The organism is Curtobacterium sp. MCBA15_005, from assembly GCF_001864855.1.
Taxonomy (GTDB): Bacteria; Actinomycetota; Actinomycetes; order Actinomycetales; family Microbacteriaceae; genus Curtobacterium; species Curtobacterium flaccumfaciens.
In genome coordinates this window covers 251392-264209 of record NZ_MJGL01000056.1, presented here as the reverse complement: position 1 = coordinate 264209, position 12818 = coordinate 251392, and the positions used below count along the sequence as shown (strand labels likewise).

Sequence of the window (12818 nt, the reverse complement as noted above, 5' to 3'; positions counted from 1 at the left end):
GGCCCGTGGCGGCGCCGCCACGGGCCTCCAGTCCGCCGTCTGGTCACGTCCACAGCCGCGGTACCCCACGTCTTCGGGTTGCGTGCGGGAACACCGAGTAGCACGGACGCACACCTGGAGCGAAGGAGCACCCATGCGAGTCGGCAGTGCAGTGCAGTACGACCGGTACGGCGACTTCGACGTCGTCGAGCTCGTCCCCCAGCAGAAGCCCGAGGCCGGGCCGGGCGAGATCGTCGTCGAGATCGTGGCCGCGGGCCTGAACCACATCGAGCGGTTCCTGCGCGAGGGGAAGCTCCGCGACCACGTCGACCTCGAGTTCCCGCACACCAGGGCGTCGACTTCGCCGGCATAGTGCGCGCGCGGGGCGACGGCGTGAAGGACCTCCGCATCGGCGACGAGGTGATGGGGCACGCGCCGACCGGCGGCGCCCACGCCACCTGGATCGCGGTGCCGCGCGGCGCCGTCATCAAGAAGCCGGAGCACGTCGGGTGGGAGGTCGCCGGCGGCCTGTACCTGGCGGGCTGCACCGCGGTGTCGGTCGTCCGGTCGCTCCGGCTCGGACCGCAGGACACCGTCGTCATCTCGGCCGCAGCCGGTGGCGTCGGACACATCGAGTGCCAGCTGGCGCACGATGCCGGCGCGACCGTGATCGCCCTCGGCAGCCCCCGCAACCACGACTACCTGCGACAGATCGGCACGCTGCCCGTCGCCTACGGTGAGGGCGAGGAGGACCGCATCCGCGACATCGCCGACGGCCGGCCGATCACCGCGTTCATCGACAACCACGGCGAGAGCAACGCCGAGCTGCTGGCCGAACGTCTCGGCGTCGGCCAGGAGCGGTTCGTGTCGTCGGAGGAGCGCCGGGACATCGAGGTCCGGTTCCTCCGTGCGCCCGCCGAGGACGAGGAGACCCGCGAGCTGCTCACCCTGCTGGCGAAGGCCGTGCAGGATCGCCGGGTGCAGGTCCTGATCTCGGGCTTCTACCCGTTCGAGTACATCGTCGAGGCGTACGAGGACCTGGCGGAGATGAAGTCCCGCGGCAAGGTCGTGATCGGGATGCAGACGGTGGAGACCGGGGCGCGGCTCGACTGGTACCGCTCCGAGAAGGCCCGTGACCTGCGCGACCGGTACGCCGATGCGCGGGGGACCGACACGGAGACGATGGCCGGCGGATCGGCGTCGCCCGCGAGCTGAGCGAGCGGAACGAGCTGCGCGAGCGGAGCGTCGCAGGGGCCCGACACCTTCGTGCCGGGCCCCTGCCGCGTCAGCTCAGGATGTCCTTCGAGGCGAACCGGCTGTAGGCCAGCGCCCCGAACACCACGACGTACCCGAGCTGCAGCACCGCGTTCGACCCGAACGAGTCGAACGAGATCGGGTCGCGCAGCAGGTCGCCGAACCCGAGCCACTGGTGCGAGAACAGGAACGGGTGCAGCCAGTCGAGCTGGGGGAGCTGGTCGAGCACCTGCGACGCCCCGGCGAGCACGACCGTCGCTGCCATCGCGCCGACCGGCACGTTCGTCAGCGTCGACGTGAACATGCCGATCGCCACGAGCCCGAGCATCGACATCGCGACGTACAGCGCGAGCAGCAGGGCACGGCCGGCGTACGACCAGCCGCCCACCTGGGTGCCGGACAGCAGCGTGACGGGGCCGATCGGGAACAGCACGGCGCCGATCGCCGCACCGACCAGCACCACCAGCAGGGTGGCGGCCAGGCAGAACGCGACGGCACCGGCGAACTTCACCAGGATGAACCGCACGCGGCCCGTCGGCGCGACGAGCAGGTAGCGGATCGTGCCGTGGCTGGCCTCGCCCGCGACGGTGTCACCGGCGACCACGCCGACGGTCAGCGGCAGGAACAGTGGGATCGACACGGTCAGCGCGGTGAACGCGACGAACAGGCCGTTGTTGGTGATGTCGCCGAGGAACGCCGGCCCGCCGTCGTCGCCGTCGGTGGTGAGCTTCACGGCGACCGCGATCAGGATCGGCACGAGCGCGAGTGCCCCGAGCATCGCCCAGGTGCGGCGACGCCGGAACACCAGCGCGAGTTCGGAACCGAGCAGTGCGAACGGGCGCTGCCGGCGGCGGACGGGCAGGTCGCGCACGGCCGCGTCAGGCTGCGACATCGAATCCCTCTCCGGTGAGTGCGACGAACAGGTCCTCGAGGGTGCCGCCGCCCACCGTCAGGCCGCGCACCCGGACGTCGGCGCGCACGAGCTCCGCGGCGATCGTCTCGGGCAGCAGCTCGTTCGGCAGGTCGGCCACCAGCACGTCGGCCCCGCCGTCGTGCCGCGGGGTGAGCCCGAGTCGGGTGAGGACGGAACCGGCCTGCCCGACGTCGGGCGTCCGCACGGTCACGGTCCGGGCCCCGGCTGCGCGCAGCTCGTCGAGGGGGCCCTGCGCGACGATCTTGCCCGTCCGCATGACGGCTGCGTGCGTGCAGACCTGTTCGATCTCGGCCAGCAGGTGGCTCGACACGAACACCGTGGTGCCGTCGTCGGCCAGGGAGCGGATGAGGTTGCGGACCTCGCGCGTGCCCTGCGGGTCGAGGCCGTTGGTCGGCTCGTCGAGCACCAGCAGGTCGCGCGGGGACAGCAGGGCGTTCGCGAGGCCGAGCCGCTGCTTCATGCCGAGGGAGTACGCGTGCGCCTTCTTGTCGGCCGCGTGGGTCAGCCCGACGCGGTCGAGCGCATCGGCGACGCGGGCCTTGCGGGTGCGCGGGTCCGAGGTGGGGTCGGCGGCGTCGAAGCGCTGCAGGTTGGCCCGGCCGGACAGGTACGGGTAGAAGGCCGGCCCCTCGACGAGCGCGCCGACACGGGGCAGGACGTCGTGCAGCGCCTTCGGCATCGGTTCGCCGAGCAGCTCGATGGTGCCGCCGCTCGCGCTCGAGAGCCCGAGCAGCATCCGGATCGTGGTGGTCTTGCCGGAACCGTTCGGCCCGAGGAACCCGAACACCGCGCCGCGCGGCACCGCCAGGTCGATCCCGTCGACCGCGCGCTGCTTGCGGAACACCTTCTGGAGGCCCGTGGTGCGGATCGCCAGGTCGGACGCCGGTGCCGCCGTGCTCGCCCCGCGGTCGGCCGTGCTCACCTCGTGGTCGGCGGTGCGCACCTCGTGGTCGTCCGCGCTCACTTCGCGGCGTCGACCAGGGAGGCGACCGGCACGGCACCTGCGAGCACTCGGCCGTCGTCGGTCAGGTAGACCGAGACGAGCGACGTCTGCACGGCACGGCCGCCGTCGACGGGCTTGGTCAGCTGGTCGAGCAGGCCGGAGGCCTCGCCCTCGAGCCCGGACCGGTCCACCGTGCCGGCGGGGAGCTCGGCGATGGTGCTCCAGCCCGTGCCGGTGAAGGTCGGCTCGTCACCGCTCGGGGTGCCACGGCGGTCGCCGTGCTCGCCCTTCGCGTGGGATCCGGCGTCGGACAGGTCCTTCTCGGTGACCTTGGCGTTCGACGGCGGGGTGAAGTCGAAGAGCCGGGCCGCCGGGGCGCCGTAGTCGAGGCTCGTGAACCCGACCTGCACCGCGGGGTCGTCCGCGCCTGCGGCCTGGACGCTCGCGCGGAGCGGGAGTCCGGTCTGCTGGTCGACGGCCAACCGGACGGCTCCGACGAGGGTGTCGGACGACTTCGGCGTCAGGGTGATCTGCCAGGCGTCGTGTCCGGCGACGCTGACCTCGGTCGGCTTCGACACGGTGGTGGTCGGGGTGATCGCGTCGATGGCCTGCTTCGCGATGTCGGCCGGGGTGGTCGCGCCGTCCTGCGGGTCCTTCGCGGTGTCGCTCGGCAGGGTCACGTGCGTGGCCGTGCGCTCCTTCGAGTCCCAGGTCCAGACGTCCGAGCCGTTGCGGACGACGTCCTGCTCGGCGAGCTGCTGCGTCAGCTGGACGCGCTGCTTGTCGGGGCCGTCGACGTAGACCCGGGCGGTGTGCGACGCGGTGAGCAGCCCGAGCACGTCGGAGGCGTCGCCCTCGAGCGAGGAGCCACCCGAACCCGTCGGCAGTTCGGGGAGGCCGAGCGCGCTCGTCTGCGAGAGCTTCCCCGAGTACTGGGCGTCCGACGACTTCGCGATGCTGGCGATGACGGCCGCCGCGCTGGGGTTCGTCCCCGCGATCGGGTCGTTCGCGGCGTTCGCGATCATCGGGGCGGCAACGGCGCCGGCGACGACGACCGGTGCGATGACGGCTGGCAGCCAGGCTGACTTCTTCATCGGGTTCCCCTCGTGGAGCATTGGAGTCGTCGGTACGGTACGTCCGGCCCCCGACAGGCAGCTGGGCGTCGCTCGTAGACTCGTGGCGCGACCGGCGGCGGTCGTGTGGCGGCGAAGGAGGCGGCATGCGAGCGGTGCTCGGTCTGGACATCGGGACGTCGAGCACGAAGGCGTTGCTGGCCCGGTTCGACGGCACCGTGCTCGCCGAGGTGAGCCGCCGACACGACGTCGACCGTCCCGAGCAGGGCCTGGTCGAGATGGACTCCGCAGTCTGGTGGGAGGAGTTCACCGCCCTCACCCGCTCGCTGCTCGACCGCGTGCCCGACGTCGAGGTGCAGGCGGTCGGCGTGAGCGGCATCGGACCGTGCGCGCTGCTGACCGACGTCGACGGTGCGCCGCTCGGCCCGGCGATCCTGTACGGCATCGACACCCGCACGGCGACGCTGCTCGACGACGTCACGGCGGAGCTCGGCGGCGAGGGCGCGATCCGTGCCCGCTGCGGCTCCGCCCTGAGCACGCAGGCCGCCGGCGTCAAGCTCGCCTGGCTTGCCCGGCACGAACCCGACGTCTGGGCGCGGGCTGCCCGGTTCACGATGCCGTCGTCCCGCGTGGTCGAGCGGCTGACGGGTGAGTACGTCCTCGACCACCACTCGGCCAGCCAGACGACACCCCTCTATGACGTGCACGTGAACCGGTGGATCCCGGAGTGGTGCGACCGACTGGCGCCCGGTCTCGCCATGCCGCGCCTGCTGTGGTCGGGCGACCAGGCGGGCGTCGTGACGCCCGAGGCAGCCGCGGCCACGGGCCTCCCGGCCGGCATCCCCGTGACGGCCGGTACCATCGACGCCTGGGCCGAGGGTGTGAGCGTCGGTGAGTCCGTGCCGGGCCGGATGTTCCTGCAGTACGGAACCACGATGTTCATGATCGTTCCGACGGCCGAACCCACGGCGGTGCCGGGGATGTGGACGACCGTCGGCACGCACCCGGGCCAGCCGAGCGTGTCCGGGGGGATGGCGACCTCCGGGGCGATCACGGACTGGTTGCGACGGCTGGTCGACGGCGAGTGGTCGACCATGCTCGAGGAAGCGCGGTGCTCCGGCATCGGGGCGAACGGGCTGCTGATGCTGCCGTACTTCGCGGGGGAGCGGACGCCGATCGCCGACCCCGACGCCCGCGGAGTGCTCGCGGGACTGACGGTCCGGCACACGCGCGGGGACATCTACCGGGCGACGCTCGAGGCGACGGCGTACGCGGTACGGCACCACCTCGAGGCGCTGCGCGACGCCGGGGTCGAGGTCCGCGAACTCGTCGGGGCCGGTGGCGGGCTGCTCGGACGGCTGTGGCCCACGATCGTGTCGGACGTCACCGGGCTGCGGCAGACGGTGCCGAGCGTGACGATCGGTGCGTGCTTCGGCTCGGCGTACCTGGCTGCCGAGCTGGTCGCGGGGCCGGGCGACACCGTGGACATCGGTGCGTGGAACCCACCGGCGACGGTGATCGAGCCTGACCCTGCAGCGACCGCGGCGTACGAGGCCGGCTACCGGGACTACCGCGAGCTGTACGAGGCGACGAAGGCCGTCGTGCACCGCCTGGCCGCCCGCGGCTGAGTGGCGCGGAACGGCTCGCAAGACACCGGTGTCCGCGTGCCGAACACCCGAACGGGCGTGTTCAGTGCGCGAACACCGGTGTCGTGCGCAACCCGAGCGACCTACGCCTGGGCGTCGACGCCGGCGGGCGCGCTGCCGTCGTACTCGCAGATGGCGTTGACCTTCTCGGCGCTGGCACTGGCACGGTCGAACTCGTAGCCGAGCCACTCCTTCGCCAGCCGGCGGGCGAGCTCGATGCCGACGACGCGCTGCCCCATGCAGAGCACCTGGGCGTCGTTCGACAGGATCGACCGCTCCACGCTGTAGGAGTCGTGCGCGGTCACGGCGCGGATGCCCGGCACCTTGTTCGCGCTGATCGCCACACCGAGGCCGGTGCCGCAGATCAGGATCGCGCGGTCGGCCTCGCCGTTCGCCACCAGGCGCGCAGCGTCCACGGCGACGTGCGGGTAGGCGGTGTGGCCGTCCGAGTCGACGCCGACGTCGGTGACGTCCGACACACGGTCGTCGGCGAGCAGGTCGGCCTTGATGATCTCCTTGTAGTCGAACCCGGCGTCGTCGGACCCGATCACGAGACGGTACGTCATGCGTGTGTTCCTTCCTTGTCAGCACGGGCGGCGAGGACCTCGCCGATCCGCGTGAGGATCATCCCCATCGAGGTGGCACCCGCGTCGGGTGTCCCCAGGCTCTTCTCGGCCAGCGGCCTGGCCCGTCCGACCTTCGGCGTGAGGTCGGCGGTGGCCTCGGCCTGCTCGACCGCGACCCGCGCCGCGGTCTCCCACGCTGCCACGAGCGGTGCGCCGGTGTCGACGGCCCCGCGCAGTTCGTCCACGAACGGCAGCAGCGCGTCGAGCAGCGTCTTGTCCCCGCGGGACGCCCCGCCCAGGTGGACGATCGAGTCGGCGAAGTCCTGCGCCGCGTCGACGACGTCGGACGCCCGGTACGAGTCACGGTCGTCGCCGAGGGAACGGCCGAACGCCTCGAGTGCGGCGCCCCACAGGACACCGGAGGTACCGCCCGCGAACGCGGCCCATGCGTCACCGGCGCGTCCGAGGACGAAGGCGACCCCGGCCTCCGGGCCGAGCCCGTCGACCGCCTTGCGCGCCGCACCGATCCCCTTGACCATGCCGCGGCCGTGGTCGCCGTCCCCGGCGACCGCATCGATGCGGCCGAGCGTCTCCTCGTGCTCGCGCAGGAGCGCGTCCATCGCCTCGACGGCGGCTCGTGCCGTCTGCGCGGCCTGCCGGGAGGCATCGGTCGCCTCCGGGACGACCGTCGCCTCATCCTCGGCGGCGTCCACCGCGTCGGCCGGCACGAGCGCTGCGACCTGCGCCGCCACCTTGCGGAACGCGGGCGTGTAGGCGTCGGCACGCCAGAACCGCTCGAGTTCGTCGTCGAGCCACTGCAGCGTCAGCGAGCAGCCGCCCATGTCGAGGCTCGTGACGAGTTCGCCGACCTCAGGTTCGACGACCTGGAGCCCGGCGTCCTGCAGCAGGGGCAGCACCCGGCCCCAGAGCAGGAAGAGCTCCTCGTACTTGGTGTCACCGAGCCCGTTGAGGATCGGGGCGACCCGGGAGCCGGCGGCTGCGGGGCGGTCGGTGAGCAGCCGTTCGGCGAGCAGGGACGCCAGATCCGTCGCACGGAGCAGCGGGACGTCCTGGATGCCCGGTTCGCCGTGGATGCCGAGCCCCAGGCCGAGGTGGCCCTCGGGGACGGTGAACAGCGGTTCGGTCGCGCCGGGCATGGTGCAGCCGGAGAACGCGACGCCGATGGTGCGGGTCGCGGCGTTCGACGCACGGCCGATCCGTTCGACCTCGTCGAGATCGGCTCCCTCGGCAGCGGCGGCACCCATCGCCTTGAAGACGGAGAAGTCGCCGGCGATGCCGCGCCGCTTCGTCTCGTCGTCGGCACTGGCGACGTCGTCGGTGACCACGACGATGCGGGTGTCGATGCCCTCGGCGCGCAGCCGCTCGGCCGCGAGCCCGAAGTTCATGGTGTCACCGGCGTAGTTGCCGAACGACAGCACGACACCGCGGCCCTGGTCGGCGGCCTTGGCGACCGAGTAGACCTGCGCGGTCGACGGCGAGGTGAAGACGTTGCCGACGACGGCGCCGGTGGCGAAGCCAGGACCGACGACGCCGCAGAACGCGGGGTAGTGGCCGGAGCCGCCCCCGACGACGACGGCGACCTGCGGTGCGGCCCCCTCGGTGGGCAGGGTGACGACGCCGCCGTGGACGCCGCGGACCCGGTCGGCGTAGAGCGCGAGCCAGCCGCTCAGCTGGTCTTCGGCGAACTCGTCCGGGTCGTCGTGGATCGTGGTCATGGTGCGGGTCCTCCGGGGATGGTGGTGGGTGGTGCACCGGGCGACGACGGGACGGCCGTCGTCGCCCGGAACTCAGTGTCCTCGGTCGCCCTGCGGGACCTTGAGGAAGTGGATCATCACGAAGGCGCAGGCGTACAGGCCGACGAACGTCCACGTGGCGGCCTGGCCGCCGCCGCCCAGGGCGAAGACCGCGGCGACGACACCGGTGCCGAGGAACGCGGCGCCCCCGGCGGCCGTGGTGTACATCGCCATCGCCGCGCCCTTGTGCTCGGGGGCGAGCGCCGGCATGATCGCGCCCATCGGCACGAACCCGGCGAGCAGGCAGCCGAACACGCAGCCGGCGACGACGGAGAGCACGTAGCCCCAGTCCGACCCGGCGGGGACGAGCTGCGGCACGTACCACCAGGCGATGAGCCCGAGGGCGGAGCCGACGATGCCGAACCACTTGACGGTGCGCTGCCAGCCGATCTTGTCGCCCACCCAACCGAACAGGGCGTTGACCAGGATGTTCGTCGCGTAGACGCAGACGGTCATGAGCAGCCAGCGGCTCTGGCCCCAGCCGCGCTCGTTCGCGATGACCGCGGGGAGCACGACGAACATGCCGAACTCCGGCGCGGTGTTGATCAGGCGGACGAGGAAGCCCATCAGGATCTTCGGTCGCGTGACCGTCAGGCGGATGCCGCTCGTCAGCACCTGCCAGGCGCTCTCGCCAGCGGGGGCGATGCGCGTGAACCCGTTCGGCAGCCGGACGCCGAACAGCATGATGAGGAACCCGATCACGACCAGGCCGATCGAGGCGACCATCGCACCGGTCTCACCGACCGTGCCGCCGCCGAACACCGGGATGGCACCGATCGCGAACAGCGAGCCGAGGGTCGGCAGGCCACCCGTGAAGGCGACGTAGAACCAGCCGACCGCGGAGCCGTTCCGTTCGACCGGGGTGGTGATGTTCACCCAGACCAGGAACGCGAAGGCGAACAGCGGGTAGCCGAACCCACGCAACGCGTAGGTGACGGCGGCGAACGGGACACTGCCGGCGCCGAGTGCCAGCAGGAACAGGACCTCGAACACGACCCAGACGGCGAAGCCGAGGATCATCACGCGGCGCGGCCCGACCAGGTCGGACAGGGCTCCCGAGACGTAGCTGCCGATCAGTGCGGCCAAGCTGTAGAAGGTGACGATCGTCGCCACGGTGGCCTCGGGGCTGCCGAGGACCGCCACCATGTGCGGCGTGATGAAGTTCGACTCGACGCCGTTCCCGGTCATGAAGACCAGGACGGCGACGAACCCGAGGGCGAGCGGACGGGGGATGCCCATCCGGTCCAGGCGGCCCTCGGTGCGGGGCGCGGTCGTGCGGGCGCCGGTGGCGCGGGCTGTCGTCGCTGACATGCTCGTTCTCTCCCTGCTGGCGGAGTCGGTCAGGCCCGTGCGGCCTGTGCGGCCTGTGCGGCCTGTGCGGCCGTGGTGGGGGCGGTCAGGGACGGGATGATCGACACCTTGACGCTGGCACCGGCGGAGTCGCCGACCAGGTCGAGGGCCTCCTGGAACTGCTCGAGCGGGAACTGGTGCGTGCAGATCTCCGACATCGGCAGGGTCTCGGCCTCGAGCAGCTTGATCGCCGCCGGCCAGGTGTGCGGACCGAGGTGGGCGCCGCGGACGTCGAGCTCCTTGTCGTCCGAGATGATCGACCAGTCCACGGACACGTCGTCCTTGAACACCGAGTACTCGACGAAGGTCCCGAGCTTGCGGAGCAGGTTCAGTCCCTGCGGCACCGCCGACGGGTGCCCGGTGGCCTCGATGTAGACGTCGGCACCGTAGCCGTCGGTGAGCTCCTTGACCCGGGCGACCGCGTCCTCCTGGGCGATGTTGATCGTGAGGTCGGCACCGACCTTGCGGGCCAGCTCGAGTTTCGCCTCGACCACATCGAGCGCGATGATCCGGAGCGGGTTCTTCTGCCGTGCACCGGCGATCGCGGAGAGGCCGATCGGGCCGGCACCGGCGATCACCACGGTGTCGCCGAACTTGATGTCCCCGCGCTCGACGGCGTGGAACGCGCAGGACAACGGCTCCGAGAACGCGGCGACCTGGCCGGGCAGCGCCTTCGACACCGGGTGGGTCAGCGCCTTCGCCGGCACGAGCACGTACTCGGCCATCGCGCCGTCGTAGCCCTTGAAGCCGAACATGTCGTGCACGTTGCACATCCAGTACGCGCCCTCGAGGCAGTAGCGGCACTCCCAGCACGGCACGATCTGCTCGCAGGCGATCCGGTCACCGAGGGCGACGCCACGCTTGGTCAGGGCGGTGTCGTCACCGGCGACGATCGTGCCGACGAACTCGTGTCCGGGGATGCGGTCGCGCTCGGCCCAGGCCGCACGGTTCTCGTCGCCCCAGAACTTCGCGGCGCCGTGGTAGCACTTCAGGTCGCTCGCGCAGATGCCGACGGCGTCGGTGCGGAGCAGGAGTTCCCCGGGGCCGGGCGTCGGGACGGGACGCTCCCCGAGCCGGTAGTCACCGGGGCCGTGGACGACGACGGCGCGCATCGTCGTGGGGATCGTGGTGGGGGCGGTCGTGGCCGCGTTCTCGGTCGTCGTCGACATGAGCTGTTCCTCCATTGGGTGGCTTCGGCGATGACTGTACACCCTGCAGAACGTTTGTCCAGAACACAATTTCTGGTAGGTTCGACTGCGAACGCAAGGGAGCGAACATGACGACGGACTTCGCCGCGGCCCTCCGACCGGGCCCCGACACGATCGACCTGACCAACGACTTCAGCGGCCGCACGGCGGTGGTGACCGGTGGGGCGTCCGGCATCGGCAACGCCATCGCCCGGGCACTGGCCGCGCGGGGTGCCCGTGTCGCCGTCGTCGACGTCCGTGCGGACGGTGCCACGTCGGCGGCGGCCGACCTGCCCACGTCCGCCGGGCCCGTGACGACCGGGCCGGACGCCGCGGCCGACGGGGCGGACGCGGCCACGGGCCTCCATGCCGGCTTCGCCTGCGACGTGACCGACGCCGACTCCGTGACCCGCACCGTCGCGGACGTCGTCCGGCACTTCGGCGGCGTCGACGTGCTGGTGAACTGCGCTGGCATCGCCGCGCTCGCCCCGGCAGAGGACCTGGCTGCCGAGACCTGGGCAGCGACCATCGACGTCAACCTGACCGGCACGTTCCGCGTGGCGCAGGCCGTCGGCCGGCACATGCTCGACGCCGGGTACGGGCGGATCGTCAACATCGCATCGCAGGCGGCCCACGTCGGCATCGACGGTCACGCCGCCTACTGCGCCTCGAAGGCCGGCGTCATCGGTCTGACGACCGTGCTCGCACTCGAGTGGGGTGGCCGCGGTGTCACCGTGAACACCGTGTCGCCGACCGTCGTCCTCACCGACCTCGGCCGTGCTGCCTGGGCGAACGAGAACGGCATCCGGCACCAGGACGAGATCCCCACCGGCCGCTTCGCGACCCCCGACGAGATCGCCGCGGCCGTGCTGTTCCTGGCGGGGGAGTCGAGCGCCATGGTGAACGGTGCAGACCTCCGCGTGGACGGCGGGTTCACGATCCGCTGAGGCCTGCTCGGACTACGATCGCGGTGTCCGATCGAGTCGAAGGGTCCTGCTCCATGTCGTCCGAGAGCACCGCTGGCCCCGGCCCCGACGCGTCGCGGACCCGGTTCCCGCTGGACACCGTCTACCAGGCGGCGCGGATGTACTACCTCGAGGACGCCACGCAGGTCGAGATCGCCTCGCGCCTCGGCGTCTCGCGCCCGACCGTCTCGCGGCTCGTCGCCGAGGCCCGCAAGGCCGGACTCGTCCGCATCGAGGTCGTCGACCCGTTCCAGGACGAGACCGTGGCGCTCGCCGAACGCCTGCAGGTCGTGCTCGGGCTCCGAGCCGTCCACCTCGCCGCGGTCACCCACGCCGCCACGCTCGGCGCCGACCTGGCCGCACCGCTGGCCGCCGCGGTCGAGGGCATGGGACTCGTCCCCGGCGACGCCGTCCTGATGTCGTCCGGCCGCACCGTGTACGACGTCGCACGGTCCGGCATGCCGACCATGCCCGGCGTGCAGCTCGTGCCCACCGTGGGCGGGCAGGCCGACCCGATGCCGTGGTTCCAGACGAACGAGATCACCCGGACGGCCGCGGAACACTCCGGCGCGATCCCGGCGTTCCTGTTCGCCCAGGCGCTGCCGTCCCCGGCGATGCGGTCCACCCTCGACGAGGACCCGGCGTTCCAACACGTCGTCGGGCTGTGGAGCCGGGCGAAGGGCGCGATCCTCGGCATCGGGGCGCCGACGCACACGCGTGACGCCCTGGCCCGGGGCATCCCGGTCGAGGACGCGGCGTTCGACCGGGCCGCCGGCGACGTCTGCCTGAACTTCTACGCCGCGGACGGCTCGCCGATCGAGTTCCCCGGCAGCGACCGGATGGTGCGGACCTCGCGCGAGATCCTGTCGACGGTGCCGCACGCGGTCGGGGTCGCCGTGGGCAGTGCCAAGGTCACGAGCATCGTGGCCGCGGTGCGGGGCGGGCTGGTCAACGAGCTGGTGACGGACGCCGCGACGGCGCGCGCCGTGCTCGACGCACTCGCCTGAGCGCTCCGGCTCGGTGCCCGTTCCTTCCCATCACGCGCGCGATGGAGGGTGCTTTCGGGCATACCTGGTCGATTCTTCGTGGCAGGTACGCCCGGTTTCG

General features: G+C 72.0%; 12 protein-coding genes. 5 read left to right on the top strand and 7 right to left on the bottom strand.

Going from position 1 to position 12818, the window contains the following annotated elements; translation table 11 throughout:
* Nucleotides 1–133 precede the first annotated feature (133 nt).
* Both BIU89_RS18255 and BIU89_RS14955 read left to right on the top strand, forming a co-directional pair.
* On the top strand, nt 134–352 hold the full coding sequence (locus BIU89_RS18255) for a hypothetical protein (RefSeq protein ID WP_139179233.1): 219 nt from the start codon (nt 134–136) through the stop codon (nt 350–352).
* Nucleotides 352–1194: a zinc-binding dehydrogenase gene (locus BIU89_RS14955; protein ID WP_071247706.1), complete on the top strand. Its 843-nt coding sequence runs from the start codon at nt 352–354 to the stop codon at nt 1192–1194. The genes BIU89_RS18255 and BIU89_RS14955 overlap by 1 nt, the downstream gene beginning before the upstream one ends.
* 70 nt (nt 1195–1264) lie before the next feature.
* Here BIU89_RS14955 and BIU89_RS14950 read toward each other — a convergent pair whose 3' ends face one another.
* From BIU89_RS14950 to BIU89_RS14940, 3 genes are read right to left on the bottom strand one after another with little or no spacing between them, the layout of a single operon-like run.
* A complete protein-coding gene (locus tag BIU89_RS14950; RefSeq protein WP_027466217.1) occupies nt 1265–2125 on the bottom strand; it encodes an ABC transporter permease in 861 nt (286 codons plus the stop codon).
* Complete coding sequence (locus BIU89_RS14945; protein WP_071247935.1) at nt 2112–3089, bottom strand: ABC transporter ATP-binding protein; 978 nt, start codon at nt 3087–3089, stop codon at nt 2112–2114. Before BIU89_RS14945 ends, BIU89_RS14950 begins: the two co-directional genes overlap by 14 nt.
* Before the next feature lie 38 nt (nt 3090–3127).
* The gene (locus BIU89_RS14940) at nt 3128–4204 is read right to left on the bottom strand and encodes a LolA family protein (RefSeq protein ID WP_071247932.1); all 1077 of its coding nucleotides are present in this window, start codon (nt 4202–4204) and stop codon (nt 3128–3130) included.
* 125 nt (nt 4205–4329) lie between these two features.
* Here BIU89_RS14940 and BIU89_RS14935 point away from each other — a divergent pair, with 125 nt between their 5' ends.
* Nucleotides 4330–5811, top strand: coding sequence for an FGGY-family carbohydrate kinase (locus BIU89_RS14935; RefSeq protein WP_027466220.1), 1482 nt, complete (start codon nt 4330–4332; stop codon nt 5809–5811).
* Nucleotides 5812–5912: 101 nt separating this feature from the next.
* Here the strand turns inward: BIU89_RS14935 and BIU89_RS14930 are convergent, their stop codons facing one another.
* The 4 genes from BIU89_RS14930 to BIU89_RS14915 form a co-directional block, all read right to left on the bottom strand.
* On the bottom strand, nt 5913–6395 hold the full coding sequence (locus BIU89_RS14930; RefSeq protein WP_071247703.1) for a ribose-5-phosphate isomerase: 483 nt from the start codon (nt 6393–6395) through the stop codon (nt 5913–5915).
* Entirely contained in the window at nt 6392–8131 is a 1740-nt protein-coding gene (locus BIU89_RS14925; protein WP_071247700.1) for a dihydroxyacetone kinase family protein, read from the bottom strand. Before BIU89_RS14925 ends, BIU89_RS14930 begins: the two co-directional genes overlap by 4 nt.
* 72 nt (nt 8132–8203) lie before the next feature.
* Nucleotides 8204–9520 (bottom strand): MFS transporter, encoded by a 1317-nt coding sequence (locus BIU89_RS14920; protein WP_214521431.1) that lies wholly within the window; start codon nt 9518–9520, stop codon nt 8204–8206.
* Between the two features lie 29 nt (nt 9521–9549).
* Nucleotides 9550–10728 (bottom strand): zinc-binding dehydrogenase, encoded by a 1179-nt coding sequence (locus BIU89_RS14915; protein WP_071247926.1) that lies wholly within the window; start codon nt 10726–10728, stop codon nt 9550–9552.
* Nucleotides 10729–10835: 107 nt separating this feature from the next.
* Here BIU89_RS14915 and BIU89_RS14910 point away from each other — a divergent pair, with 107 nt between their 5' ends.
* Both BIU89_RS14910 and BIU89_RS14905 read left to right on the top strand, forming a co-directional pair.
* Complete coding sequence (locus tag BIU89_RS14910) at nt 10836–11693, top strand: GolD/DthD family dehydrogenase (RefSeq protein WP_071247697.1); 858 nt, start codon at nt 10836–10838, stop codon at nt 11691–11693.
* Nucleotides 11694–11746: 53 nt separating this feature from the next.
* Entirely contained in the window at nt 11747–12718 is a 972-nt protein-coding gene (locus BIU89_RS14905) for a sugar-binding transcriptional regulator (protein ID WP_027466226.1), read from the top strand.
* The last annotated feature ends 100 nt before the right edge of the window (nt 12719–12818 follow it).

What these genes read in the sequence shown, in the direction of transcription:
- BIU89_RS18255 (WP_139179233.1), top strand. Translation starts at nt 134, where the DNA reads ATGCGAGTCGGCAGTGCAGTGCAGTACGACCGGTACGGCGACTTCGAC.
- BIU89_RS14950 (WP_027466217.1), bottom strand. Translation starts at nt 2,125, where the DNA reads ATGTCGCAGCCTGACGCGGCCGTGCGCGACCTGCCCGTCCGCCGCCGG.
- BIU89_RS14940 (WP_071247932.1), bottom strand. Translation starts at nt 4,204, where the DNA reads ATGAAGAAGTCAGCCTGGCTGCCAGCCGTCATCGCACCGGTCGTCGTC.
- BIU89_RS14935 (WP_027466220.1), top strand. Translation starts at nt 4,330, where the DNA reads ATGCGAGCGGTGCTCGGTCTGGACATCGGGACGTCGAGCACGAAGGCG.
- BIU89_RS14930 (WP_071247703.1), bottom strand. Translation starts at nt 6,395, where the DNA reads ATGACGTACCGTCTCGTGATCGGGTCCGACGACGCCGGGTTCGACTAC.
- BIU89_RS14925 (WP_071247700.1), bottom strand. Translation starts at nt 8,131, where the DNA reads ATGACCACGATCCACGACGACCCGGACGAGTTCGCCGAAGACCAGCTG.
- BIU89_RS14920 (WP_214521431.1), bottom strand. Translation starts at nt 9,520, where the DNA reads ATGTCAGCGACGACAGCCCGCGCCACCGGCGCCCGCACGACCGCGCCC.
- BIU89_RS14915 (WP_071247926.1), bottom strand. Translation starts at nt 10,728, where the DNA reads ATGTCGACGACGACCGAGAACGCGGCCACGACCGCCCCCACCACGATC.
- BIU89_RS14910 (WP_071247697.1), top strand. Translation starts at nt 10,836, where the DNA reads ATGACGACGGACTTCGCCGCGGCCCTCCGACCGGGCCCCGACACGATC.
- BIU89_RS14905 (WP_027466226.1), top strand. Translation starts at nt 11,747, where the DNA reads ATGTCGTCCGAGAGCACCGCTGGCCCCGGCCCCGACGCGTCGCGGACC.